Annotated in this window: 23 protein-coding genes; 12 read left to right on the top strand and 11 right to left on the bottom strand. The window is 40.0% G+C overall.

Going from position 1 to position 24,333, the window contains the following annotated elements; genetic code table 11:
* Positions 1-8: 8 nt before the first annotated feature.
* From ACOQO1_RS13060 to ACOQO1_RS13050, 3 genes are all read right to left on the bottom strand, one after another.
* On the bottom strand, positions 9-659 hold the full coding sequence (locus ACOQO1_RS13060; protein ID WP_420603323.1) for an HD domain-containing protein: 651 nt from the start codon (positions 657-659) through the stop codon (positions 9-11).
* The gene (locus ACOQO1_RS13055) at positions 656-1,393 is read right to left on the bottom strand and encodes a lysophospholipid acyltransferase family protein (RefSeq protein WP_420603322.1); all 738 of its coding nucleotides are present in this window, start codon (positions 1,391-1,393) and stop codon (positions 656-658) included. The genes ACOQO1_RS13060 and ACOQO1_RS13055 overlap by 4 nt, the downstream gene beginning before the upstream one ends.
* Positions 1,394-1,530: 137 nt before the next feature.
* The gene (locus tag ACOQO1_RS13050; RefSeq protein ID WP_420603321.1) at positions 1,531-1,941 is read right to left on the bottom strand and encodes a BrxA/BrxB family bacilliredoxin; all 411 of its coding nucleotides are present in this window, start codon (positions 1,939-1,941) and stop codon (positions 1,531-1,533) included.
* Between the two features lie 128 nt (positions 1,942-2,069).
* On the opposite strand from ACOQO1_RS13050, the gene ACOQO1_RS13045 reads away from it, so the two are divergent.
* The 4 genes from ACOQO1_RS13045 (at position 2,070) to ACOQO1_RS13030 (ending at position 5,573) form a co-directional block, all read left to right on the top strand.
* The gene (locus ACOQO1_RS13045; RefSeq protein ID WP_420603320.1) at positions 2,070-2,807 is read left to right on the top strand and encodes a TerB family tellurite resistance protein; all 738 of its coding nucleotides are present in this window, start codon (positions 2,070-2,072) and stop codon (positions 2,805-2,807) included.
* A gap of 10 nt (positions 2,808-2,817) precedes the next feature.
* Positions 2,818-3,402, top strand: a complete 585-nt coding sequence (locus ACOQO1_RS13040; RefSeq protein ID WP_420603319.1) for a HupE/UreJ family protein — start codon at positions 2,818-2,820, stop codon at positions 3,400-3,402.
* Positions 3,403-3,487: 85 nt separating this feature from the next.
* Positions 3,488-3,925 carry a deoxycytidylate deaminase gene (locus tag ACOQO1_RS13035; RefSeq protein ID WP_097044514.1) on the top strand — a complete coding sequence of 146 codons (438 nt, stop codon included), beginning with the start codon at positions 3,488-3,490 and terminating at the stop codon, positions 3,923-3,925.
* A 16-nt stretch (positions 3,926-3,941) separates the two neighbouring features.
* Positions 3,942-5,573, top strand: coding sequence for a S41 family peptidase (locus ACOQO1_RS13030; RefSeq protein WP_420603318.1), 1,632 nt, complete (start codon positions 3,942-3,944; stop codon positions 5,571-5,573).
* On the opposite strand, the gene ACOQO1_RS13025 is transcribed toward ACOQO1_RS13030, so the two are convergent.
* Entirely contained in the window at positions 5,570-5,773 is a 204-nt protein-coding gene (locus ACOQO1_RS13025) for a hypothetical protein (protein ID WP_420603317.1), read from the bottom strand. The two genes, ACOQO1_RS13030 and ACOQO1_RS13025, sit on opposite strands and share 4 nt — an antisense overlap.
* A gap of 17 nt (positions 5,774-5,790) precedes the next feature.
* Complete coding sequence (locus tag ACOQO1_RS13020) at positions 5,791-6,369, bottom strand: MarC family protein (RefSeq protein WP_420603316.1); 579 nt, start codon at positions 6,367-6,369, stop codon at positions 5,791-5,793.
* A gap of 119 nt (positions 6,370-6,488) precedes the next feature.
* Here ACOQO1_RS13020 and ACOQO1_RS13015 point away from each other — a divergent pair, with 119 nt between their 5' ends.
* Positions 6,489-7,061, top strand: a complete 573-nt coding sequence (locus tag ACOQO1_RS13015; protein WP_420603315.1) for a DUF3109 family protein — start codon at positions 6,489-6,491, stop codon at positions 7,059-7,061.
* On the opposite strand, the gene ACOQO1_RS13010 is transcribed toward ACOQO1_RS13015, so the two are convergent.
* Positions 7,051-8,997 carry a tetratricopeptide repeat-containing sensor histidine kinase gene (locus ACOQO1_RS13010; RefSeq protein WP_420603314.1) on the bottom strand — a complete coding sequence of 649 codons (1,947 nt, stop codon included), beginning with the start codon at positions 8,995-8,997 and terminating at the stop codon, positions 7,051-7,053. The two genes, ACOQO1_RS13015 and ACOQO1_RS13010, sit on opposite strands and share 11 nt — an antisense overlap.
* A 36-nt stretch (positions 8,998-9,033) precedes the next feature.
* Complete coding sequence (locus tag ACOQO1_RS13005; protein ID WP_420603313.1) at positions 9,034-9,768, bottom strand: LytR/AlgR family response regulator transcription factor; 735 nt, start codon at positions 9,766-9,768, stop codon at positions 9,034-9,036.
* A 916-nt stretch (positions 9,769-10,684) separates the two neighbouring features.
* Here ACOQO1_RS13005 and ACOQO1_RS13000 point away from each other — a divergent pair.
* Together ACOQO1_RS13000 and ACOQO1_RS12995 are read left to right on the top strand one after the other, a co-directional pair.
* Positions 10,685-11,671 carry a ribonucleotide-diphosphate reductase subunit beta gene (locus tag ACOQO1_RS13000; RefSeq protein WP_420603312.1) on the top strand — a complete coding sequence of 329 codons (987 nt, stop codon included), beginning with the start codon at positions 10,685-10,687 and terminating at the stop codon, positions 11,669-11,671.
* A gap of 133 nt (positions 11,672-11,804) precedes the next feature.
* On the top strand, positions 11,805-14,282 hold the full coding sequence (locus tag ACOQO1_RS12995) for a ribonucleoside-diphosphate reductase subunit alpha (protein WP_420603311.1): 2,478 nt from the start codon (positions 11,805-11,807) through the stop codon (positions 14,280-14,282).
* Positions 14,283-14,448: 166 nt separating this feature from the next.
* Here the strand turns inward: ACOQO1_RS12995 and ACOQO1_RS12990 are convergent, their stop codons facing one another.
* Both ACOQO1_RS12990 and ACOQO1_RS12985 read right to left on the bottom strand, forming a co-directional pair.
* Positions 14,449-15,099 carry a gluconate 2-dehydrogenase subunit 3 family protein gene (locus tag ACOQO1_RS12990; RefSeq protein ID WP_420603310.1) on the bottom strand — a complete coding sequence of 217 codons (651 nt, stop codon included), beginning with the start codon at positions 15,097-15,099 and terminating at the stop codon, positions 14,449-14,451.
* The gene (locus ACOQO1_RS12985; protein ID WP_420603309.1) at positions 15,099-16,817 is read right to left on the bottom strand and encodes a GMC oxidoreductase; all 1,719 of its coding nucleotides are present in this window, start codon (positions 16,815-16,817) and stop codon (positions 15,099-15,101) included. The genes ACOQO1_RS12990 and ACOQO1_RS12985 overlap by 1 nt, the downstream gene beginning before the upstream one ends.
* A 136-nt stretch (positions 16,818-16,953) precedes the next feature.
* Here ACOQO1_RS12985 and ACOQO1_RS12980 point away from each other — a divergent pair, with 136 nt between their 5' ends.
* From ACOQO1_RS12980 to ACOQO1_RS12960, 5 genes are read left to right on the top strand one after another with little or no spacing between them, the layout of a single operon-like run.
* The gene (locus ACOQO1_RS12980; RefSeq protein ID WP_420603308.1) at positions 16,954-17,952 is read left to right on the top strand and encodes a sugar phosphate isomerase/epimerase family protein; all 999 of its coding nucleotides are present in this window, start codon (positions 16,954-16,956) and stop codon (positions 17,950-17,952) included.
* 12 nt (positions 17,953-17,964) lie between these two features.
* Positions 17,965-18,408, top strand: a complete 444-nt coding sequence (locus ACOQO1_RS12975) for a DinB family protein (RefSeq protein ID WP_420603307.1) — start codon at positions 17,965-17,967, stop codon at positions 18,406-18,408.
* A 12-nt stretch (positions 18,409-18,420) separates the two neighbouring features.
* The gene (locus ACOQO1_RS12970) at positions 18,421-19,647 is read left to right on the top strand and encodes a nucleoside permease (RefSeq protein ID WP_420603306.1); all 1,227 of its coding nucleotides are present in this window, start codon (positions 18,421-18,423) and stop codon (positions 19,645-19,647) included.
* Positions 19,648-19,668: 21 nt separating this feature from the next.
* Entirely contained in the window at positions 19,669-20,844 is a 1,176-nt protein-coding gene (locus tag ACOQO1_RS12965) for an MFS transporter (RefSeq protein ID WP_420603305.1), read from the top strand.
* A gap of 12 nt (positions 20,845-20,856) precedes the next feature.
* Complete coding sequence (locus ACOQO1_RS12960) at positions 20,857-21,993, top strand: Gfo/Idh/MocA family protein (protein ID WP_420603304.1); 1,137 nt, start codon at positions 20,857-20,859, stop codon at positions 21,991-21,993.
* Between the two features lie 44 nt (positions 21,994-22,037).
* On the opposite strand, the gene ACOQO1_RS12955 is transcribed toward ACOQO1_RS12960, so the two are convergent.
* Both ACOQO1_RS12955 and ACOQO1_RS12950 read right to left on the bottom strand, forming a co-directional pair.
* Entirely contained in the window at positions 22,038-22,502 is a 465-nt protein-coding gene (locus tag ACOQO1_RS12955; protein ID WP_420603303.1) for an ASCH domain-containing protein, read from the bottom strand.
* Between the two features lie 9 nt (positions 22,503-22,511).
* The gene (locus ACOQO1_RS12950; RefSeq protein WP_420603302.1) at positions 22,512-24,215 is read right to left on the bottom strand and encodes a GMC oxidoreductase; all 1,704 of its coding nucleotides are present in this window, start codon (positions 24,213-24,215) and stop codon (positions 22,512-22,514) included.
* Positions 24,216-24,333: the final 118 nt, after the last annotated feature.

Below are 24,333 nucleotides of genomic sequence, written 5' to 3'. Positions count from 1 at the left end.
ACGGAGCATTAATTGCCCCATTCCTTGTAAAACTGTTCTAAATAGGCTAGCATAAATTGATGTCGTTCTTTTGCTAGCCTTTTTCCAGTTTCAGTATTCATTTTGTCTTTGAGCAACAGTAATTTTTCATAAAAATGGTTGATGGTGGGCGCCTGTGATTTTTTATACTCCTCCTTGGTCATGTTAAGGTTGGGCGGAATCGCTGGATTGTAGAGCGCCCTGTTTTTAAACCCACCATAGTTAAAAGCACGGGCAATTCCAATAGCGCCAATAGCATCCAATCTATCTGCATCTTGGACAACTTGAAGCTCTTTCGAGTCAAATTTTTCACCAGCTTCCAAGCTGTTTTTAAAAGACATGTGTTTGATAATACTAAGAACATGATCAATGGTTTCTGGCTTTACGTTTTGGGAACTTAAAAAATCTTCGGCCATTTTTGGCCCCACTAGCTCATCACCATTATAAAATTTTGGATCGGCAATATCATGTAAAAGGGCCGCCAATTGCACAACCAAACCATCCACTTTTTCGTGTTCAGCTATTAATTTGGAAGTGTTGAACACCCGCTCAATATGAAACCAATCATGCCCTCCTTCAGCATTTTGGAGCTCTTTTTTTACAAAGTGGATAGTCTCTTGGATCAGTTGAGGATTATTCATTGATCAACCTTTATTTTTTCTTTGATTTGCTCTTCTACTTTGGCAATTAGGTCATCTGCGTTTCCCGTATTCTCAATGGGTTGATGCACATGAAACTGTACATAAGCTCCCAATCCCATGGGAAATTGTCCGTACCGCAATAATTTCCAAGAGTTGTTAATGGTTATGGGCACAACAAGGGCCGAGGGGGCTTTTTTCAGAAGTATTTTTAGTCCCATGGGTTTAAACGGTTTGGGGTGACCGGTCCTACTTCGTGTCCCTTCGGGAAAGATAACAGCAGCACGATTGTTTTTCTCTACATAGCTCCCCAGTTTGGCTATCTCAGTTAAAGCCTGTTTGGTGTCTTTCCTGTCAATTAATGCGGAACCTCCGTGCCTTAAATTGTAGGAAACACTGGGAATACCCTTACCCAACTCTTTTTTTGCAACAAATTTTGGATGATGCTTGCGCATGTACCAGATGATCGGAGGGATATCGTACATGCTTTGATGGTTGGTCACGATGATCAGGGGTTTATCCGATGGAATATGATGCGGATTTTCAAAACGATAATGGGTTCCCAAAAGATTTGTACAACGTAACAAAAACCAATTGAAAACACTTACACTCTGCTTATGGGTATTGTAACCAAAAATGTTTAAACATATCCATTGAATGGGATGAAAGATTACTAAGATCAGCCCAAAGCAAATAAAGAAAACTAGCGTTAAAGGATATGAAAGCAACTTGAGCATGCTACATTCTTTTATAGGCCCAATTTGGTAAAATCTTTAGAATTAAAACAGCGATTCGCTATCTTTTTGTTTTAAACCTGGTATGAAAATAAAAAACCACCCTTTAGGGTGGCTTCATTTTTTTTGATGGTCTGCGCTTAACAGAACTCGTTGTACGCTTCCATTAAATTCTCTGCAATCATTTCTGCAGGCCGCCCTTCAATATGATGTCTTTCAATCATGTGTACCAATTCACCATCCTTAAAAAGTGCCATACTTGGCGAAGAAGGAGGAAAAGGCACCATGTGGCTTCTTGCAGTATCTACCGCTTCGGTATCTACTCCGGCAAAAACGGTTGCCAAATGGTTCGGCTTTTTACTGTTCTGCAAACTCAGCTTTGCTGCAGGTCTGGCGTTGGCGGCAGCGCATCCACAAACGGAGTTTACCACCACTAAAGTAGTACCTTCCTGTTTCAACGCATTTTCAACTGCTTCACTTGTATATAGTTCTTCAAACCCGGCGGAAGCTAGGTCTGCTCTCATAGGTTTTACCAATTCTTCTGGATACATAGTCTTATGTTTTTATTCAACTTTCAAAGATACGGCTTTTGTCGAATTTTTTTCGAGACCCTTAACATCCCATAAAGTCTTATTTATTGGCCAAAACCCTATATTTGGGCTCTAATAATTTTTTTAGGATGATCAAGTGGGTAGCCGCTTTTTTGGGCTATTTTATATTTCGTTTCCCGGGAGCCGTGCTGGGGTTCATTGTAGGAAGTCTTTTTGATAATATGGGAGGCTCCAATGGAGGTGGTAGAAGTGTCTTTCAGGATTTTACCCGCCAATCGGTTTCTCCGGCCGACTTTGAACTGAATTTACTTTCGTTGTGTTCCATTGTTATTAAGGCAGATGGGCAGGTAAGTCAACGGGAGTTGGATTACGTCAGACAATATTTTTTGAGCACCTATGGAAAGGAAAAGGCCAATGCTATTTTCCGAACCTTTAACGATGTCATCAAAAAAAGAGAGGTTTCTGCACAACGGATTTGTACCTATTTAGTGCAAAGGACACGTTATGAGGTGCGATTGCAACTGTTACACTTTTTGTTTGGTATTGCACAGGCTGATGGACAGGTCAGCAAAGCTGAAGTAAACAAATTAAGAGAACTGGCAGGGTATCTTAGGGTAGGCCGGCACGATTTTGAGAGCATTATGGCCATGTTCATCAAATCTGCGGATAATGCCTATAAGATTTTGGAGATTGAAAAGACAGCTTCCGATGATGAGGTGAAGAAGGCATACCGGACCATGGCAAAAAAATACCATCCAGATCGTGTAGTGACCGAAAACGAGGCTATTAAAAAAGGTGCGGAGGAGAAATTTAAAGAAGTGCAGAAGGCTTATGAGATTATTCAAAAAGAACGAGGAATTTCCTAATAGATAAATCATGCAAGAATTTTTCTTTTACATTAAACTGGGACTGAATCATGTGCTGGATTTTGGAGCTTATGACCACATCCTGTTTTTATCGGCTTTGGCCATTCCATTCACTTTTGCCAATTGGAAAAGAGTGGTAATCTTAGCTACTATTTTTACCATTGCACATTGTGCCTCCTTAGCACTTTCGGCATTTGAAGTTCTGACCGTGGACGTTGGACTGATTGAATTTCTGATTCCAGTGACCATTTTGCTCACAGCGCTGTTCAATTTTGTGTATGTCAAAAAGGAAATTAAAAGCGTTGGAATGACACTTCATGTTTTGGCCACCACTTTTTTTGGATTGATTCATGGTTTTGGGTTTTCCAATTACTTTAAAATGCTAATGGCCGAGGAAGATGACAAGGTCGTTCCCTTATTGGGCTTCGCCACAGGTATAGAACTTTCTCAAGTGGCCATTATCCTTGTTGTTTTGGGAGTGGCTTTTTTGGTTTTGGACGTGTTCAAGGTCAAAAGAGCGATTTTTATTGCCCTTGCGTCAATTTTGGTCATTTGCATTACAATACCCTTGCTCATTGCTACGTTTCCCCAATAGGGCCTTTGTTAAATTTAGCCGAATAAGGTTGTAGGGGTCTGTTAAAGCAGGTATATTTATTTCATTATCGGAGATTTCTGACTGAATGAAGGAGCGCAAACAAGAAAAATACGACAAGGCCTATTTAAGAATGGCCAAGGAATGGGGCAAACTGTCCTATTGCCAAAGAAAACAAGTAGGGGCTATTATCGTAAAGGACAGAATGATCATATCCGATGGATACAATGGAACTCCTACAGGATTTGAGAATATCTGTGAAGATGAGGAAGGGTACACCAAATGGTACGTGTTACATGCCGAGGCCAATGCCATTTTAAAAGTGGCGTCCTCCACACAATCCTGTGAAGGAGCTACGCTCTATATTACTTTGTCCCCATGTAGGGAATGTAGCAAACTTATTCATCAATCTGGCATAAAACGTGTTGTGTACCAAAAGGCATATAAGGACGATTCCGGATTAAAATTTTTGGAACGTGCTGGAGTAACCACCCATCACCTGCCTATTTTGGAAGAAATGGTTTAACCCCACCATTTAAGTTATGAAAAAGAAATACAGTTATATATTACCTACCTTATTGGCTCTTGCTGTAGCCATTGGAATTTTTATTGGAGGAAAGTTGCATTTTGATGATACCCCTGAAAAACTGTTCTCCACCAATTCCAAAAAGGACAAGCTAAACAGACTCATTGATTACATAGACTATGAATATGTTGATGATATCAATACCGATAGCATTGTTGATGTTACCGTAAACAATATTTTGGGCAAATTGGATCCGCACTCCGTCTATATTCCCAAGAGTGAGATGAAGGAGGTTTCCGAAAATATGAAAGGAGACTTTGTGGGGATTGGGGTCAGTTTTTATATGTACAAAGACACCATTACCGTTATTAGGACCATAAAAAATGGCCCCAGTTACATGAGTGGAATCAAACCGGGAGATCGAATATTGATTGCGGACAATGATACCCTTTTTGGGAAAGAAGCAGCAAATAATGTTGTGGTTTCTAAACTGAAGGGGAAAATAGGAACCAAGGTTGACCTTAAAGTTTTCCGTAAGTCAGAAAATAGGATGATGGACATTACCGTTACCCGCGACCGTATACCCATTAGGAGTGTGGACGCCTATTATATGCTCTCAAAAGATATGGGGTACATCAAGATCAACCGTTTTGCCGAATCTACCTTTGGAGAGTTTAAAGATGCACTTAAAAAACTAAAGATCAGAGGTGCTCAAAAATTGGTGTTGGACCTAAGGGATAATCCTGGAGGGTATTTGGGCATCGCGGAAAAACTAGCCGATGAATTTTTGGAAGATGACAAGCTCATCCTATACACCAAAAACAAAAAGGGAAGAATTAAAAAAGCCTTTGCCACCAAAAAAGGAGATTTTGAGGATAAACCAGTTTATGTGTTGATTAACGAACGCTCTGCTTCCGCTAGCGAAATTATTGCAGGGGCATTGCAGGATAATGATATTGGAACCATTGTAGGTAGACGCTCGTTCGGAAAAGGACTTGTACAGCGGGAAATGGATTTGGGAGATGGATCAGCCGTGCGCTTGACGGTTTCAAGATACTACACGCCAACAGGTCGATCCATACAAAAATCATATAAAAAAGGCCATAAGGATTATTATCAAACCTTCATGGAAAGATATAGAAGTGGTGAGCTGATCTCTGTGGATAGTATAAAGGTGGCCGACTCCTTAAAGTTTAGAACACCAAAAGGCAAGATTGTATATGGTGGAGGTGGAATCATTCCGGACGTTTTTGTGCCCATAGGAAGCAATCAAGAGGAAGCCATTGAAAGCATGGAGGACACCTACGAGTTTTTCTCACGATTTATATTTGAACATCTGGAAAAAGACCGTAACCGCTATGCAGATTATACCAAAAACCAGTTCTTGGATGAGTTTAGGGTAGATGATATTCTTTTTGACGATTTTATTCAGTTTGTGCTCAATAGAAAGATCAAACTGGATTTTTATGCCTATGAAGAGAAAATAAAAGATTACCTGAAGGCGAATATTGCAGAGCAATTATTTTCTCCCAATCTTTCGGCCCAGATTAAGGGCAATCACGATGCCATGCTTAAAAAAGTAAAAGAACTGGATGAAGCGGCCATTTTTGCCAAGACCGAAGATGAAATAGTGAAAATAGAAGATTAATCTTCCTTCATTTTTTTATCAATCTTTTTTGATGTCATAAAAATGAGCAACAGTACTATGGCACATAAAGAAGCTGCTATGCCTATCAACGCAATGGTGCTGTCGCCTTGAAATGGATTGCTAAAATCCACCAAGGTCACGTTATAGGCAATAAGTCCCATTGCCAGAAGAATCAAAATAATAATAAATGTCTTGTTCATTAAAAGAAAACTGGATGTTAGCTGGCCAACATCTGATTAATATTTGTGGCAAAAAGTTTTACCGCAATTGCCAATAGGATAACTCCAAAAACTTTACGGATAACACTAAGCCCGTTCTTGCCCAAAACCCGTTCTATTTTGGCACTGGACTTAAGAACCAGATATACAAAGATAATATTTACTATTATGGCCACTACAATGTTCTCCACATGATATTCGGCACGGAGGGCCAAAATGGAAGTCAAGGTACCTGCACCTGCAATAAGAGGGAATGCAATGGGTACTACAGAAGCACTTTCTGGTTCATCATCTTTAAAAAGGGTAATGCCCAACACCATTTCCAATGCCAGAAAAAATATGACAAAGGCACCGGCTACAGCAAAGGAATTCACATCTATGCCAATGAGTCCAAGAATACTTTCCCCAACAAAAAGGAAGGCCGTCATGATACATGCGGCAACAATGGATGCTTTTTCCGATTGGATATGGCCTACCTTGTTTCGTAACGATATAATAATTGGGATGCTTCCCAAAATATCGATAACGGCAAAAAGAACCATGCTTGCGGTCACTATTTCCTTAAAACTGAAATTCATGCCTTGTATATTAAGTTTGCAAATTTACGTGTAAAAAAAGCTTTTGGATGCTATTAAAAGGTATGGAAATCATCATTTTTTGGTTTTAAATTACCTTTGCCCAAAAAGTAAGTGTTTCCATGTTCCAAATAGGAAAAACCATAATTTCAGAGGAGATCATTGAGAACGATTTTGTATGTAACTTAAATGCCTGCAAAGGTGCCTGTTGTGTGGATGGGGAATATGGAGCCCCTCTAGAGGAATCTGAAACCGAAATATTGGTAGATATCTTCAATGATGTAAAGTCTTATTTGAGACCTGAAGGAGTAGACGCCATTATGGACCAAGGTGCTTTTGTGAAAGGAGAGGATGGTGAGTGGGAGACACCACTGGTCAACAAAAGTGAATGTGCATACGTAATTTATTCCGATAGTGGGATTGCAAAGTGTGGATTGGAAGAAGCATATAATGATGGGGCAACACAATGGAAGAAACCTGTTTCTTGCCATTTGTATCCGGTAAGAACGCGGGAATACTCAGAATTTACCGCTGTTAACTACCATAAATGGGAAATCTGCGACCCCGCCTGTAGCCTAGGAGAAGAATTAAAAGTGCCCATTTATAAGTTCGTAAAGGAAGCTTTGATCCGAAAATTTGGAGAAGCTTGGTATGCAGAGTTGGAACAAACTGCCCTGGAAAATGCTAAACAGTAGGAATGTCCAAAATTACCTTGGTTCCTTTGGGCTCTCCGTTTTCATCAAACAGATCAACAATGTCCACATCAAAATTGTACTGGTAGTCTTTGGAAAAATTGGCCAAGCGTTCTTTGGTAATGCGAATCCCCACGGATTTTCGTTTTAAGACCCTATTCTCTTTATTGGCCTGCGCTGCTCCTCTACCAACACCATTGTCCTCAATTTCTATGGAGATGTGGTTTCTATTCTTTCTTTTTACGTTTAGATGAATCATTTTTTCACCCTCTTTGGGTGAAAGTCCATGCCAAAGCGAGTTTTCCAAAAATGGTTGCAATGCCAATGAAGGAACTTTGATACTGTCTGGACTGACATCATCCGCTACTGAAATCTTAAAATCTATCTCGTTGGAAAAACGAATATTCTCAATGTTCATGTAAAGCTCCACGGTTTCCAATTCCTCTGCTAGGGAGATTTCCTTTAAAGAGGAGGCTTCCAATATTTTGCGTACCAATTTGGAAAATTTATTGAGATAGTGAACTGCATTTTTTTGTTCGTTGTTGATAATGTAAAGCTTGATGGAATTCAACGAATTGAACAAAAAGTGTGGGTTCATCTGGCTCCTGAGCATGTTTTGTTCTAAGGAAAGCACCCTTTTTTCATTTTTGCCCTGGTACTGTCTGTATAAAATATAAAGAATGGAAGAAATCAAACCAACAATTAAGGCGCTGACCAATAGCGTGGTCTGGTTTTTCCGAAGCCTTAACCTTACAATTTCATTTTCCTTCGCAAGTACTGATATTTGATTGTTCTTTTTATCCGCTTCATATCCCACAATAACATCGTTCATATACCTGAAATTTGTTGCGCTGGATATTTCCTCATCCAATTCATCGGCCTTTTTGTAGTACTCGTAAGCCGCTTTATAATTGCCACGAGACTGTTCAAAATAGGAGAGTTTGCGGTAGGCATATAGAATGTTGCTAGGAATGTTATGGGTTTGGGACATTTCAAGTCCTTCCATAATAAACTTATGCGCTTTTGTATAATTGTCCAGTTCGGCATATGCCCATCCTGTATTTATGAAAACCAAAGGAGTTATATAAAAATCCCCTATGGATTTGGACGGCTCATGTAAGGGTTCCAAAAGTACCAGCGCGGCATAGGGCATGTCTTGCTGAAGATAGACCTGTGCTATACTGTTTTTGCAGATGATTTGGCCATAAGCAGAGTTGATTTCTTCATTGTAGAACAAGGATTTTCTGTAATTTTCCAAAGCCCCTTCAAGGTCTCCTTTGTGTTCAAGACAGTCTCCAATATTTTGATGGTTAATGGCCAGGCCCAAATTGTTCTCCAGCTCTTCTTCCATTTTAAGAGCTCTCCTAAACTGCAGAATGGCCAGATCATACTGCTCCAAAGTTTGATATAAGTTTCCAATACAGTTTAAAGAAACATTGATACTTCTCTTAATATGATGTGATGGATTTTCAACTTGTTCAGCTATTTCTAGGGCTTCTTGGTTGTATTTTAATGCTGTTTTTATAGCATCTGTACGCCTATAGACCACTCCAAGCATATTCAGACTTAATACTTTTAATTCCGTATTATTGGCTTCTTCCGATAGCCTTAATGCCTCTTGATGTAGATCTGCGGCTTTTTTATATTTTGAAAAGTTCCTATATATCGTACCTATTTGGTCTAGGGCATAGGCCTCTCCCTCTAAATACTTTTCTTTTTTGCACAGATTGGCAAAATAACGTAGAAGAGTGGTGTCCCTTTTTTCCGGTTTTAGTTCGGTGTCCAGTGTTAGATAGGTCCTTGGTTTTGTTTTCACAAGTGTTTCAGCTTTTTCCTTAAAAGTCTCTGGAATTTCTTGTCCAATGGCCATCTGGAAAAGCGATAAGAAGAAAAAGCACAAGGAAATGACCTTTTGTCCTGAGGGTGAATTTCCGGTCATTGTGAATTTTACGTTGTACACAGGTATCTAGGGAAGTTACAGCATATCCAGAAAATCGGATTTTTTTTGCCGGGAAACGGGGATTTTATGGTTGGATTCCAAAACCACGTACCCATCTGTTTTAAGAAATTCTTTGATTTTGTTGAGATTGATGATGTATGAATTGTGAATTCTGAAAAAGCTATTGTCCGGTAACAGGGTGTTTACTTCCTTCAGCTTTTTTGTAAGCAAGATTTTCTGACCATCACTCAGAAATATAGTGCTGTAGTTTCCATCAGATTCTGCATAAAGAATGTCATCACTATTCAGGAAAAGTAATTTGCCGTCAGTGTTGATGGTTATTTTTTTACTGTGCGAATCGGCATTGAAGTTCAACAGGATTTTTTCCAGTTTGTCAACCGTCAAATTCTTGGTGTTGTATTTTTTTATCTTGGCAATGGTCACCTGAAGGTCATCGGTGTCAATGGGCTTCAACAGATAATCTATGGCCTCGTTTTTTAACGCTTTCAACGCATATTGGTTATAGGCAGTGGTAATAACAACGGGAAAATCCTTGTTCTTTAGGTTTTTGATAAATTGAAAACCATCCATTGCTGGCATTTCAATATCAAGAAACAAGCAATCTGGAGTATTGCGTTCCAAATACTCCAAAGCTTCATGTGCATCGGTAAAAGACGCTACAATATCCACTTCATCACTCAGATTGGTCAATTCCCAACTCAAGCTTTGTAGGGCCTTTACCTCATCATCTACAATAACTGCTTCTAACATCCTCTATATTAAACAAATTCAAATTTAGGATTATTCTTTTTATGGTGATTGGAATTATGTGCTAATGGACATTTTACGCGTATAATTGGTAAAAAATGGTCGGCTACAGGAATTTTGTACAACTTTTCCTAAACATGGACCGATTTTTTCCATCAGTACATGTAATTGTGTAAGTGCTTGAAAACCATTTATACACAAAAGATAACCGTTTATACAAACCAAACCAATGCCATGGTGTTTGTTTTATACTTTGGCAATGTCAAAAATTAGGAGATAACCTATTAAATAGTACTCAATGAAAAAGTGTTTTGTATTATTCGTGATTTTGGTATTTGCTCTGATTTTTGCTGCAATATCGGAGAGCAGAGAGTTGGAGATGGAATCGGAATGGAATAAGGTGGCTCTTCAGGATTAGTCATTGCATCGTAAAAGTTCATATATATTACCAAAAATCGTACGGCCGGAGCAACCAACCTCTTGATTTTAGAAACTGCTTGCAAAATAAGATCTTTAGTTGAGCCTCGGTTTGGAATTTGGTTTTGGGTTTCGGGGGAACTACCTAAAATTAGAATACATACCTGGGTAAGACTGGGAGTGGCCGTACTGTTTGGTAATACAATTAAAAAACTGCTTTAAGTCCAATTTTTGTAAACAGAAAAGACCAAAAAGTATATCATCATATACTTTTTGGTCTTTTTTTGTGCGCTACTATTTCTCAAAAAAGTTTTCATTTCCTCTAAAATTTTATCAGCCCAAGTAACATGGGTTGCCAGCCTAGATTTCAACATTTTGTGTTAAAAACTTTGCGGTCGTTTTCATAAAACCACCTTTATAATCTGATTTCATTTTTGAATCTTTGTTAGCCCTATCCGCAGGGAATTTTTCTTCCGAATTATAAATTTTTTAACGAGAAACTATGTCAGCAGCTATTGAGCCCATATTACAAGAAAACAAAGATAGATTTGTGATTTTTCCCATTCAACACCATGATCTTTGGGATTGGTACAAAAAACAAGAGGCTTGTATTTGGACTGCGGAAGAAATTGATTTGCACCAAGATTTAACGGATTGGAATAACAAACTCAATGATGATGAGCGGTATTTTATAAAGCACATTCTGGCATTTTTTGCTGCTTCAGATGGGATTGTGAATGAAAATTTGGCAGAGAATTTTGTAAACGAAGTTCAATATTCTGAAGCCAAATTTTTCTATGGATTCCAGATTATGATGGAGAACATCCATTCTGAAACATATTCTTTACTTATTGATACCTATGTAAAGGATGAAAAGGAAAAAGGAATTCTTTTTAAGGCTATAGAAAACTTTTCGGCAATCAAAAAGAAAGCGGATTGGGCCCTTAAATGGATTGAGTCCCCAAGTTTTGCAGAGCGGTTGATAGCCTTTGCAGCTGTTGAGGGAATATTCTTTTCAGGAGCATTCTGTTCTATTTTTTGGTTAAAGAAAAGAGGGTTGATGCCCGGATTGACTTTCTCCAACGAGCTTATTTCTAGAGATGAGGGAATGCACTGTGACTATGCTGTGCATTTGCATAATAACCACTTGGTAAACAAAGTTCCGAAGGAACGTATTACCGAGATTATTGTTGATGCTTTGGATATTGAAAGGGAATTTATCACAGAATCACTTCCTGTGAGTTTAATTGGAATGAATTCCAAATTGATGACCCAATACCTTGAGTTTGTAACAGATAGGCTATTGGTGGAGTTGCAATGTGAAAAGGTGTACAATGCCACAAATCCGTTTGACTTTATGGATATGATTTCATTGCAAGGGAAAACCAATTTCTTTGAGAAACGCGTGTCTGAATATCAAAAAGCAGGTGTTTTGAACAAAGAAAAAGACACTGATTCGCAAAAAATCAGTTTTGACGCAGATTTTTAATTAACCAACCTTACAGAAAATCCTCTTGCCCCAGGGATTTTCATGACCTTAACCTTGAGCATTGGTTGATCCAATGCCAATAATGTATTATGGTATAACCAACAAACGTATCATTTAAAAATATTCGTAGCGCATGTATGTATTAAAAAGAGATGGAAGAAAAGAGCCGATGATGTTCGACAAAATCACGGCCAGAGTTAGAAAACTTTGTTATGGGCTTAATGGCCTGGTGGATCCTGTAAAAGTTGCCATGAGGGTAATTGAAGGATTGTATGATGGGGTAACAACTTCAGAACTGGACAACTTGGCCGCTGAAATTGCTGCGACCATGACCACTACTCACCCAGATTATGCAAAGTTGGCGGCTCGCATCTCGGTTTCCAACCTGCATAAAAACACTAAAAAATCCTTCTCTGAAACCATGAAGGATCTTTACGAATATGTAAACCCAAGAACGGGCAAAAAAGCTCCATTGCTTTCTGACGAAGTGTTTAAGGTAATTGAGGAAAATGCAGAAAAACTGGATTCCACCATTATATATAACCGAGATTTTGGCTACGATTATTTCGGCTTTAAAACATTGGAACGTTCCTACCTTCTTAAACTCAACGGAAAAATTGCGGAACGTCCACAACATATGCTAATGCGTGTTGCAGTTGGAATTCATTTGGGCGATTTGGATGCAGCGATAGAGACATACGAATTGATGTCCAAAAAATACTTTACCCATGCAACACCTACCCTATTCAATTCAGGGACCCCAAAACCGCAGATGTCTTCCTGCTTCCTTTTGGCAATGAAAGATGACAGCATCGATGGTATTTATGATACTTTGAAGCAAACGGCAAAAATTTCCCAGTCAGCTGGTGGAATAGGATTGTCTATTCACAACGTAAGGGCCACGGGATCATATATTGCCGGAACTAACGGAACATCTAATGGAATTGTCCCTATGCTCAGGGTTTTTAACGACACTGCGCGTTATGTTGACCAAGGAGGAGGAAAAAGAAAGGGTAGCTTTGCCATTTATGTAGAGCCATGGCATGCTGATATTTTCGACTTCTTGGATTTGAAAAAGAACCACGGTAAAGAGGAAATGCGCGCACGCGACCTTTTTTATGCCATGTGGATTCCAGACTTGTTCATGAAAAGGGTAGAAGCCGATGCCGAATGGACGTTGATGTGCCCAAATGAGTGTCCAAATCTTTTCAATACCCATAGTGAGGAGTTTGAAGCACTCTACACTAAATATGAATCAGAAGGGAAAGGCAGAAAAACGATTAAGGCCAGGGAACTTTGGGAAAAAATATTGGAATCCCAAATTGAAACGGGAACACCTTACATGCTTTACAAGGATGCTGCAAACAGAAAGAGCAACCAAAAGAATTTGGGAACTATCCGTTCTTCAAACCTTTGTACCGAAATCTTGGAGTACACTTCTCCAGATGAGGTAGCCGTATGTAACCTGGCATCCATTGCTCTTCCCATGTTTGTGAAAAATGGAAAGTTTGACCATAAAGAACTTTTCAGGGTAACCAAACGTGTGACCAAGAACTTGAATAGGGTTATTGATCGCAACTACTATCCGGTCAAAGAAGCCGAAAACTCAAACATGAGGCATAGACCAATAGGTTTGGGTGTACAAGGTTTGGCCGATGCGTTCATCATGCTCCGTTTGCCATTTACCAGTGATGAAGCAAAACAATTGAACCAAGAAATTTTTGAGACACTTTATTTTGCCGCTGTAACTGCATCCATGGAAGCTTCCAAAGAAGAGGGGGTTTACTCTACCTATGAAGGTTCACCGATTTCGGAAGGAAAGTTCCAGCACAACCTTTGGGGAATCAAAGATGAGGAGCTTTCAGGCAGATGGGATTGGACCAAACTTAGAAAGGATGTGAAGAAACATGGAGTTCGTAACTCACTTTTGGTTGCACCCATGCCAACCGCTTCTACTTCACAGATTCTTGGAAACAATGAATGTTTTGAGCCTTATACTTCCAATATCTATACGAGAAGAGTACTTTCAGGTGAGTTCATTGTGGTGAACAAACACCTCTTGGAAGATTTGGTCAAATTGGGGCTGTGGAACGAAAACCTAAAACAGGAATTAATGCGTGCCAATGGATCGGTACAAGATATTGATGTTATCCCAGATGATATCAAGGAACTGTACAAGACCGTTTGGGAATTGAGCATGAAAGATGTTATAGACATGAGTAGACAACGTGGTTATTTTATTGATCAAAGCCAGTCGTTGAATCTGTTCATGGAAAATGCAAACTATTCCAAACTGACCTCTATGCATTTTTATGCTTGGAAAAGCGGACTCAAAACTGGAATGTATTACCTAAGGACGAAAGCAGCGGTAGATGCCATCAAATTCACTTTGGACAATACAAAGAAGAAAGAAGTTCCAATAAGTGTGGCCGCAGAGGCCGAAGTCTTGGCTGCAACACCTAATGCTGTGGAAGATTTAAAGGTGGATGCCACACCGGTGACGCAACAGGAAGTTGACATACAGCCCATGACAGCTGAAGAGATGAAAGAAATGATTGCACGCGCCAAAGAAGGCCAAGCTGATGATGATTGCTTGATGTGTGGATCATAGTTTTACTGAACTTATCAGTATGTGATAGTGTTTATTGAATAAATACCTCGGAAAAGTTCACCCCACAAGAATAACTTCCGAGGTATTTTATTTGAATTAAAGTTCAACAACAAAAAAGCCTCCTTTTAAAAGGAGGCTTTTTTGTTAATAAGATCTAAGTTATTCGTTATATAGACCAAGCTCTGCCCTGGGTCAAGGTTTCCAAATCACCACAACCTATATATTCTCCCGGAACGGGTAGGTATGCTAAAACTTCTTCACCAACATGTTCAGAGGTCTTATAGGACCATATGGTAAAATTGCGTAAAGAATTGGCAAAACTGAAGCATGCAACCTCATCATCTAAAACCGCTTCACCACCTTCCGCTATACTCTTAAAGTATGCCTCTGTAGCTTCCGAATGTGCTTCTTCAACATCATCCGTCCTTTTCTTAAGATAGGTGGCAAAAACAGGCTCTAAATCCTCTTGGTCCAAATCAGCTAACGATTCTTTTTGGGAAGCCGCCAAAACTTTGTCCGTAAACTTGCCCATGCACATTTTCATAAAACCCTGATTTTCTACAGGGAGGGCTTCTTGCGCATATTTATCAATAAACATATGCACATTTACCTCCGTTGCGGAAGGAGTGTCTGTCTTTGGAAGCAAAATATCCACAAGAGTATGTATAATTGTCCCTTCGTCCTTGGTGAAGAACTCTGGTGTCCAATCCAACACTTTTTTGCTATTGCAACTTTGTATTATTCCCAAAAGGGTAGGGGCGGCAACAGTATACCCAAAGGCAAGCCCCATATTTTTTAAAGCAACTCTTCTTTCCATTATATGTTTCCTTTTTTAAGTTCTTGTGCTGCATGGTTGGCAGCTCTAGCCGTAAAGGCCATATAGGTCAATGATGGGTTTACACAACTTGCAGATGTCATAAAGGCACCATCGGTTACATAAACATTTTTACAGGCATGTACCTGGTTATAACCATTGAGCACAGATGTTTTGGGGTCTCTACCCATTCTTGCTGTACCCATTTCATGGATTCCAAGGCCAAGTGCACCAGGGTTGTCAAATGGTTTTACATCACGCAAACCAGCTTTTTCAAGCATCTCAACAGCTTGGTTTTTCATGTCTTCACGCATGTTCCATTCGTTCTCTTTGAATTCAGCATCAAAGGTAACGGTGGGGAGGCCCCATTCGTCCAATTTGTCATAATCCATGGTCATTCTGTTGTCCTCATAAGGCAACACCTCTCCAAAACCACCCATTCCAAAGGTCCATCCCCCTGGTTTTAAAATGGCATCCTTGAGTTCTTTACCATGGGACATTTCTGCAATGGCATCTTCCCAATTTCCTCTTCCGGCTCCACCTTGGTAACCGTAACCCCGAATAAACTTATCAGAATTGGAACTTCCACCCAAGTTTCTAAAACGCGGAAGGTAGATTCCATTGGGTTTGCGACCCTTATAATATTTGTCTTCAAAACCATCAAACTTTCCAGAAGCACCAACACCAAGATGGTGGTCCATGATATTTCTTCCCAATTGGTCCGAATCGTTTCCAAGACCATTTGGAAATCTGTCGGATTTGGATTGCATCAATATAGCTGTTGAAGCAATTGCCGAAGCACAAAGGAAAATCACCTTGGCCTTGAATACGAACTCCTCTTTGGTTTCACGGTCTATTACTTTAACTCCAGAAGCTTTTTTAGTGTCTGGATCATAAATCACCTCATGAACAATGGAGTCCGGTCTCAATGTCATGTTACCGGTTCTCTCCGCAGCCGGAAGTGTTGAGGAAACACTACTGAAATAAGCGCCAAAAGGACAGCCCCTTATACAGCGATTTCTAAATTGACATCTGGTTCTGCCATCTCCATCAAACTTTTTATCACTATTTATATGAGCAACTCTTCCCGCAGTAACAACCCTACCATCAAAATGTTCAGATACCTTATCTCTAACATGTTGCTCAACACAATTAAGCTCCATCATGGGCTCAAACTGCCCGTCAGGAAGTTGTGGAAGTCCAAGCTTCTCTCCAGTTACTCCTATATAGGATTCAACCTTATCGTACCAAGGCGAAATATCTTTATAACGCACGGGCCAATCAACCGCAATGCCATCCTTTTTATTGGCTTCAAAATCAATATCACTCCAACGATAACTATGACGCCCCCACATTATAGATCTTCCCCCTACATGATATCCTCTCATCCAATCAAAACGCTTGGTTTCATTATATGGGTGTTTAAGATCATCAACAAACCAGAAATTATGTGGAGCTTTTACCGTATAACCGGTCCTTGCCTGTTTCTCTTGTTTGGCTGCATCTTCTCTTGAAAGTTCTCCGTTATTTGGAAAATCCCAAGTGTCTAGATTTGCAGTGGGATAGTCCTCTCGGTGCTTTACCATTCTTCCACGCTCAAGGACAAGGGTTTTGAGTCCATTTTCGCATAGTTCCTTTGCAGCCCAACCACCACTAATGCCCGTCCCTACTACTATGGCATCGTATGATTCCTGCTCTTCGTTGTAATAAAATTTGCTCATTTAATAGGATTGTTTATTTCATAAATGTATTAATTATTAAATTAATTTTCTACATTTAATCCTTATGTTTACTGAGAATTCACTACTATAACGTTGTAGTTTTTCAATTCTATTTAAGATTTAACAACTAATCCTTATGAAAAGAAGAAATTTTATTCAAAACAGTGCACGAGTGGGTGTGGCACTTACTTTATTATTTGGCAGCTATGCATGTAAACAACAAAACAAAAAACAAGAATCTGAAGTGGTAGAAATGTCAGAAGAGATAAAAGAAGAGGCCGAGCCGCTATTTAAGCTTTCTTTGGCGCAGTGGTCAATGCACAGAATGGTAAGAGAAGACGGATTAGATCCGTACAAGTTTGCGGAAAAAGCAAAAGCATGGGGATTCACAGGTCTTGAATATGTAAGTGGATTATATTACCCAGAGTTGGAAAAAGACAACTTTTCCGAGGAGGCCATGAAAGCATTTGTGGATAAGAGTAACGCTGAGGCTGAGAAACATGGTATGGAGAATGTGTTGATCATGATCGATGGTCAGGGTGATTTGGCCACTCCGGATGATGCTGAGCGGAAAAAAGCAGTGGAAAACCACCATAAATGGGTAGATGCGGCAGCGGCCATGGGATGCCATACAATTAGAGTAAACTTAAATGGATCCAACGATGCGGAAGAATGGACAAGCGCTTCAATAGATGGTTTAACGCAATTGGCTACTTATGCCAAACCGAAAAACATCAACATTACAGTTGAAAACCACGGTGGATTTTCTTCAAACGGGGCCATGTTGGCCAATGTAATGAAGAAAGTGAATATGGATAATTGCGGAACACTCCCCGATTTTGGAAACTTCTGTATGAAATGGGCAGAATGGCCGGAGTGTGACGATTGGTACGACCGCTACAAAGGGATGGAAGAGCTAATGCCTTATGCAAAAGCCGTAAGTGCCAAATCACATGATTTTGATGCCGACGGAAATGAAATCAATACAGATTATGCCAGAATGATGAAGATTGTAAAAGATGCTGGATATAAGGGATATGTAGGAGTGGAATATGAAGGAAGTGAAATGGGAGAGGAAGAAGGAATTATTGCCACCCGGGATTTATTGATCAAGTTATTTGAGGCATCTGAATAAAAATTTTGGTCAATGAAGGGATTTTTGCACCAACTTTTTGATTACAATTTTTACTGCAATAAAAAGCTGATTGAACAATGCACTGCAATGGAAGAAGTTCCAGAAAAGTGTATAAAGCTTTTTAGCCATGTATTGAATGCCCACCATATTTGGAACCATAGGATTACGGGTAAACCATACGAATATGGAGTGTGGCAGGAGCATGTAATTGAAAATTGGGGCGAAATTCATTATGAGAACCAGCGGACCTCATTTGAAATTATAACCAATGCCGATGATTTCACAAAAAGGATTGACTATGAAAACAGTCAGGGAAGAACCTTTGCCAATGAGCTTAAGGACATCCTTTTTCATATTGTGAACCATTCTACGCATCATAGAGGGCAAATACAGATGGATTACAGAATCAACGGTATTGAACCAGAACCTCTAGATTATATATTCTATAAAAGATAAATCCAACTATTTATGAGTCCAAAAGTAAAGTTCCAACTGTCTTTCATGATGTTTTTAGAATTCTTCATTTGGGGAGGCTGGTTTGTGACTCTTGGGATTTATTTGCCTAACACCCTTAAGGCAAGCGGAGGTGAAATAGCATTGGCTTATTCCACCCAATCTTGGGGAGCCATAATTGCTCCTTTTATCATTGGATTGATAGCAGATCGTTTTTTTAATGCAGAGCGTATTTTGGCAGTTTTACATTTGATAGGAGCATTTTTGATGTATCAAATGGCGAATGCTGCGGATTTCAGTATTTTTTATCCGTATGTGTTGGGCTATATGATTATTTATATGCCAACATTGGCACTGGTCAACTCAGTTTCTTTCAACCAAATGAAGGATCCTGCCAAAGAGTTTTCATTGGTAAGGGTATTTGGTACCATTGGGTGGATCATTGCTGGTCTTACCATTAGTTTTATTGGATGGGACAGTGAGGTTGGTGTGCAAGAAGGTCTTTTAAGGAATACGTTCTTAATGGTGGCCGTTGCTTCATTGACTTTAGGTTTGTTTAGTTTCACCTTGCCGAAGACTCCTCCACAAATAACAAGAGGTGAAAAGATAACCCTCTCAGATATTTTGGGACTTGAAGCGCTAAAGTTGCTAAAGGATCGCAACTTTCTTATTTTCTTTTTGGCTTCTGTACTCATTTGTATCCCTCTGGCCTTTTATTACCAACATGCAGGTCAGTTTTTGGGTGAAATAGGAGTTTCCAATCCTGCGGGAAAAATGACCATTGGTCAAGCTTCTGAAGTACTCTTCATGTTGCTGCTCCCATATTTTTTCAAAAAATTCGGATTTAAAAAAACCATATTGGCGGGAATGCTGGCATGGACGCTTCGTTATTTGTTATTTGCCTATGGCAATGCCGGCGAAATGGCCTTTATGCTATTGATTGGAATCGCTCTGCATGGAATCTGTTATGACTTTTTCTTTGTATCTGGCCAAATATATACAGATTCTAAAGCAGGTGAGAAGTACAAAAGTGCTGCCCAAGGCTTAATTACCCTTGCAACTTATGGGGTAGGGATGTTGATGGGCTTTTGGATTGCAGGCAGGATCACTGATATGTATTTGATTTCGGAAAACGCACACGACTGGGGAAGTGTTTGGATTATTCCAGCAATTTTTGCCTTGGTGGTATTTCTGCTATTTGCGCTGTTCTTTAAAAAAGAAAAAGTGGAATATAAATCTTAAACCAACCAAATTATAAATCACATGGAAAATGTAAACAAGAACCGATTATTTATAGCCTCTTGTGTCGCTTTACTTGTAACCGCAATGACCTTTGCCATTAGGGCAAGATTGGAAACCGTTTTTGGACCAGAAGGAATTGGACTAACGTTGGAACAAATAGGATGGGCATTTACCCCGGCTTTTTTTGGATTTACCATCGCCATGATTTTTGGAGGTATTCTTGTGGATACCATGGGAATCAAAAAAATTACATGGCTGGCCTTTATTACTCATGCCATTGGAATAACCTGGACCTTGCTGGCGCGCGATCAAACCTCCTTATTCCTAGCAACACTTTTTGTTGGGATTGGAAATGGTATGGTAGAAGCGGCACTGAATCCAATGATAGCTTCTATGTACACAGAAAATAAGACCAAAATGCTGAACCGATTCCATATTTGGTTCCCTGGCGGAATTGTGATAGGATCAATTGTTGGATGGCTGATTATGGACGTAATGGGAATGAGCTGGCAAATAATGGTGGGGGTACTCTACATTCCACTCATTGCTTACGCATTTATGTTCATGGGACAGGAATTTCCGGTTACTGAACGTGTGAAATTGGGAGTAAGCAACAAGAAAATGTTTTCTAGTGTGGTCAAACCGCTGTTCATATTTATGGTAATCTGCATGTTTTTGACCGCTGCGACCGAGTTGGGTACTAACCAGCGTATAGAATCTTTGCTAAAGGCAACGGTAGCGGTACCTTTATTGGTATTGGCTTTTATTAATGGCATTATGGCCGCAGGGCGTGCCTTTGCCGGACAAGTGGTTCATAAATTAAAACCTGAAGGGATGTTGTTGTTTTCAGCCATTTTTGCTTTTTTAGGCTTGTGGCTGCTTACCGTAACAACCGGTCCAATGACATTTTTTGCTGCTGCAGTCTTTGCTATTGGAATAACTTTCTTTTGGCCAACCATGCTGTCCTTTGTTGCAGAATATATTCCGGAAAGTGGCGCACTTGGATTATCAATAATGGGTGGAGCAGGAATGTTTTCTGTTTCTTTGATATTGCCCATTATGGGAAATATTATTGATAATGCCAGCGCAAATGATGCCCTGAAAATTATGTCCGTGCTGCCAGCTATACTTATAGTGCTGTTTATAGGACTGAACCTGTATATGAAGAAACGAAAACCAAAAACGCAAGAAGCTTAAAAAAGAAAACGCATGCCTAAAAAAATTAGACTTGGAATTATTGGAGGTGGAGGAGATTCCCTCATTGGAGTGCTACACAGAGTTGCCTCATTTATCAATGACAATTACGAGATCGTAGGAGCGGTCTTTAATCCAGATTTTGAACAAAATGTTGGCTTTGCCAAAGAGATTGATGTTCCAACCAACAGAATTTATAAAGACTTTGATACATTAATAGAGGAAGAGTTAAAGCTTCCGGAGGAAGAGCGTATTCAGGTCTGTTCTGTCTTAACTCCTAATTTTTTGCACTTTCCTATGGCCAAAAAGCTGTTGGAAAATGGGTTTCATGTCATTTGTGAAAAGCCCATGACCATGAATTATGAGGAAGCCAAAAACCTCCAGCAAGTATATGAAAAGTCCGGAAAAGTGTTTGCGCTTACCCATACGTATACTGGCTACCCTATGGTACGTCAAATGAGGGAAATGATCAAAGCTGGTGCTTTGGGAAAAATCCACAAAGTGGATGCCAGATATTATCAGGGATGGATCAATACCGTTATTCACGATAAGGAAAAACGCTCAACAGTATGGCGATTAGATCCTAAAAAAGCCGGTATAAGCTCCTGTATTGGTGATATTGGTGTTCATGCATCCAACTTGATCGAGTATACCACAGGATTGAAAATAAAATCGGTGCTGTGTGATTTCAACTATCTCTATGATGACAACCAAATGGATGTGGATGGAACGGTCCTTATTCGAATGGACAAACACGTTAAAGGTGTTGTTAGGGCCAGTCAGGTGGCCACAGGTGAGGAAAATGGATTGGCCATTGCCATCTATGGTGAAAAAGGAGCTTTTAGATGGGAACAAGAGAAACCCAACTTTTTATACAAAATGAGCGATACCGAACCCCTTCAGGTATATAAACCGGGTCATGGCTATAACTCAGAGCTCTCTTTGAATAGCTCGAAGATGCCACCGGGGCACCCTGAAGGTATTTTTGATTCCATGGCCAATATCTATCTCGGAGCAGCAAGGGCCATTCGTGGAGAAGCATACATTGATGGCGAATTCCCTACCATGCAGGATGGGGTAAGGGGAATGAACTTTATAGAAAGCACGGTCACCTCGCATAAGCAAGGCAATATTTGGGTAGATTTGGACTAGCCTCTTTTATAACAAAGAAATGAATGGCCGCCTATGTGCGGCCATTATCTTTGAAAGACTTTTTCAAATCGCTCAAAGACCACAATCATACTTTCTCTTGGAATTTTATTGAACGTAGCCAGTTCGCGGGTATAATAATCCCAATGGGTTTTTTGCCAATGTTCCAAGGTTTTATCACCTTCGCCTTCCAAACGGGCATGTTCTGCGTGAACGGCAAAATAAGGGACCAACTTGACCGAAGTAGTCCGAATAATGCATTTGGCCTTTCCGGACCAATCTGTCACTACCGCAAAATCCCCTATTCTGGGCATAGGTTCCTTACGAAGTTGAATGCCAAGTAAAGAATGCGAAGTAGCTCGCTTAATATCTTTGCAGACCAAGTTGGCGCAAGTATCGGCATCTTTCTCATTATCACAAAAATGAATCACTTTCGGGGCATCCTCTGAAGCAAATTCCAGATGGGCGTCTAAAAAATCGCCCCATAAGTTTCGGGCAGAAGCGTTTTCCATAGTAGGTATTTAAGAAAATTTATGTTGTTTGAATTGTTCAGCTGCATGGTTGGCAGCTCTGGCCGTAAATGCCATATAGGTCAATGATGGGTTTACACAGCTTGCAGATGTCATAAAGGCGCCATCGGTAACATAAACATTGGGCACACCATGCACTTGATTATGTTTGTTGAGCACAGATGTTTTTGGGTCATGGCCCATTCGGGCACCGCCCATTTCATGTATGCCCAAGCCAGGGCCGGTTTCTCGATCATATGGTTTTACATCCTTGAACCCAGCCGCTTTCAACATGGCAACTGCCTCTTCCTTTATAGCTTCACGCATGTTTTGCTCATTTTCCTTGAATTCCACATCAAAATCCAATTGTGGCAGTCCCCATTGATCCTTTTTATCCTGGCTCAAGGTAACCCGGTTGTCATGATATGGCAACATTTCACCAAAACCTGTCATTCCTATTTCCCAACCCCCTGGTTTTAGAATGGCTTCTTTAAGGGCTTTTCCATAACCCATTTCAGCCACCATTTCTGACCAATGTGTTCTGTTGGCACCTCCTTGATATCCAAATCCGCGTAAGAATCCATTTCGTTTGGTTTTTTCATCAAGATTAACAAAACGGGGAATGTAAAACCCGTTGGGTCTTCTCCCTTTATAGTATTTGTCCAAATGTCCATCTACTTTTGCTGATGCACCCAACTGGTAATGATGATCCATAAGGTTACGACCTACTTCATCATAATTATTGCCCAAACCATTGGGAAATACTTTGGATTTGGATTGCAATAAGATTCCCACCGATGCCATAGCCGAGGCACAGAGGAACACTATCTTGGATTTGAATTCTATTTTTTCCTTGGTTTCCGCATCTATTATTTTTACTCCTGTAGCTTTTTTTTGAGTGTCATCATAGACCACTTCGTAAACTATGGAATTTTCACGTAAGGTCAAATTGCCGGTTCGTTCTGCAGCGGGAAGTGTTGAAGAGTTACTGCTAAAATATCCACCAAAAGGGCAGCCCCTCCAGCATCTATTTCTATATTGACAAGGTCCACGACCTTCAAAATCCGTAGTGTTTTTGGTAACATGTGCGGCTCTACCAATGGTTAAAAGTCTGCCATCCTCAAAATTGGCTTTCATGGATTGCTGAAACTCCTTTTCCACACAGTTCAATTCCATTGGCGGCAAGAATTGACCATCAGGCAACTGTTTCAACCCCAAATTTTCGCCACTTACACCAATATAGGATTCTACTTTATCATACCAAGGAGCTATATCCTTATATCTAACGGGCCAATCCACAGCAATCCCTTCCTTTTTGTTGGCCTCAAAATCAATATCGCTCCAGCGATAACTTTGTCTGCCCCAAGTAAGGGAGCGACCACCAACCTGATAGCCCCGAATCCAATCAAAACGCTTGGTTTCTTGGTAGGGATGTTCCAGATCATTCACAAAAAAATGTTTGACATCTTCCCTGGGCGCCCAACCCACTCTAAGCTGCTTGTGATATTTTTCTTTGTCCGCACGAGACAATTCACCCTTCAAGGGATAGTCCCAAGAATCGTCATTCATGGTTTTGTAATCCTGCACATGCTTCACCATTGGGCCACGCTCCAAAACCAGGGTTTTCAGTCCGTTTTCGCACAGTTCCTTAGCAGCCCAACCTCCAGTTATTCCGGTTCCAACCACAATGGCATCATAAACAACATTTTCATCCATTATTGTGCTGTTTTAATTGTTGGCGAATCGTTATATTTATGTCTTTCCATCGGGAAAATGAAAACATCATAATATTTTTCTTAAATATAGGTGATAAATCCTAAATCCTTAAGGATTT

The sequence above is a fragment of the Flagellimonas sp. genome (assembly GCF_965222555.1).
GTDB lineage: Bacteria > Bacteroidota > Bacteroidia > Flavobacteriales > Flavobacteriaceae > Flagellimonas.
This window is presented reverse-complemented; position numbering and strand designations above follow the sequence as displayed.

Coding starts and splice junctions, on each gene's coding strand:
- ACOQO1_RS13055 (WP_420603322.1), bottom strand. CDS start 1,393: ATGCTCAAGTTGCTTTCATATCCTTTAACGCTAGTTTTCTTTATTTGC.
- ACOQO1_RS13060 (WP_420603323.1), bottom strand. CDS start 659: ATGAATAATCCTCAACTGATCCAAGAGACTATCCACTTTGTAAAAAAA.
- ACOQO1_RS12955 (WP_420603303.1), bottom strand. CDS start 22,502: ATGGAAAACGCTTCTGCCCGAAACTTATGGGGCGATTTTTTAGACGCC.
- ACOQO1_RS12995 (WP_420603311.1), top strand. CDS start 11,805: ATGTATGTATTAAAAAGAGATGGAAGAAAAGAGCCGATGATGTTCGAC.
- ACOQO1_RS13035 (WP_097044514.1), top strand. CDS start 3,488: ATGAAGGAGCGCAAACAAGAAAAATACGACAAGGCCTATTTAAGAATG.
- ACOQO1_RS13045 (WP_420603320.1), top strand. CDS start 2,070: ATGATCAAGTGGGTAGCCGCTTTTTTGGGCTATTTTATATTTCGTTTC.
- ACOQO1_RS13005 (WP_420603313.1), bottom strand. CDS start 9,768: ATGTTAGAAGCAGTTATTGTAGATGATGAGGTAAAGGCCCTACAAAGC.
- ACOQO1_RS12975 (WP_420603307.1), top strand. CDS start 17,965: ATGAAGGGATTTTTGCACCAACTTTTTGATTACAATTTTTACTGCAAT.
- ACOQO1_RS13050 (WP_420603321.1), bottom strand. CDS start 1,941: ATGTATCCAGAAGAATTGGTAAAACCTATGAGAGCAGACCTAGCTTCC.
- ACOQO1_RS12960 (WP_420603304.1), top strand. CDS start 20,857: ATGCCTAAAAAAATTAGACTTGGAATTATTGGAGGTGGAGGAGATTCC.
- ACOQO1_RS13025 (WP_420603317.1), bottom strand. CDS start 5,773: ATGAACAAGACATTTATTATTATTTTGATTCTTCTGGCAATGGGACTT.
- ACOQO1_RS12970 (WP_420603306.1), top strand. CDS start 18,421: ATGAGTCCAAAAGTAAAGTTCCAACTGTCTTTCATGATGTTTTTAGAA.
- ACOQO1_RS12950 (WP_420603302.1), bottom strand. CDS start 24,215: ATGGATGAAAATGTTGTTTATGATGCCATTGTGGTTGGAACCGGAATA.
- ACOQO1_RS13030 (WP_420603318.1), top strand. CDS start 3,942: ATGAAAAAGAAATACAGTTATATATTACCTACCTTATTGGCTCTTGCT.
- ACOQO1_RS13020 (WP_420603316.1), bottom strand. CDS start 6,369: ATGAATTTCAGTTTTAAGGAAATAGTGACCGCAAGCATGGTTCTTTTT.
- ACOQO1_RS12980 (WP_420603308.1), top strand. CDS start 16,954: ATGAAAAGAAGAAATTTTATTCAAAACAGTGCACGAGTGGGTGTGGCA.
- ACOQO1_RS12990 (WP_420603310.1), bottom strand. CDS start 15,099: ATGGAAAGAAGAGTTGCTTTAAAAAATATGGGGCTTGCCTTTGGGTAT.
- ACOQO1_RS13015 (WP_420603315.1), top strand. CDS start 6,489: ATGTTCCAAATAGGAAAAACCATAATTTCAGAGGAGATCATTGAGAAC.
- ACOQO1_RS13010 (WP_420603314.1), bottom strand. CDS start 8,997: ATGACCGGAAATTCACCCTCAGGACAAAAGGTCATTTCCTTGTGCTTT.
- ACOQO1_RS13000 (WP_420603312.1), top strand. CDS start 10,685: ATGTCAGCAGCTATTGAGCCCATATTACAAGAAAACAAAGATAGATTT.
- ACOQO1_RS12985 (WP_420603309.1), bottom strand. CDS start 16,817: ATGAGCAAATTTTATTACAACGAAGAGCAGGAATCATACGATGCCATA.
- ACOQO1_RS13040 (WP_420603319.1), top strand. CDS start 2,818: ATGCAAGAATTTTTCTTTTACATTAAACTGGGACTGAATCATGTGCTG.
- ACOQO1_RS12965 (WP_420603305.1), top strand. CDS start 19,669: ATGGAAAATGTAAACAAGAACCGATTATTTATAGCCTCTTGTGTCGCT.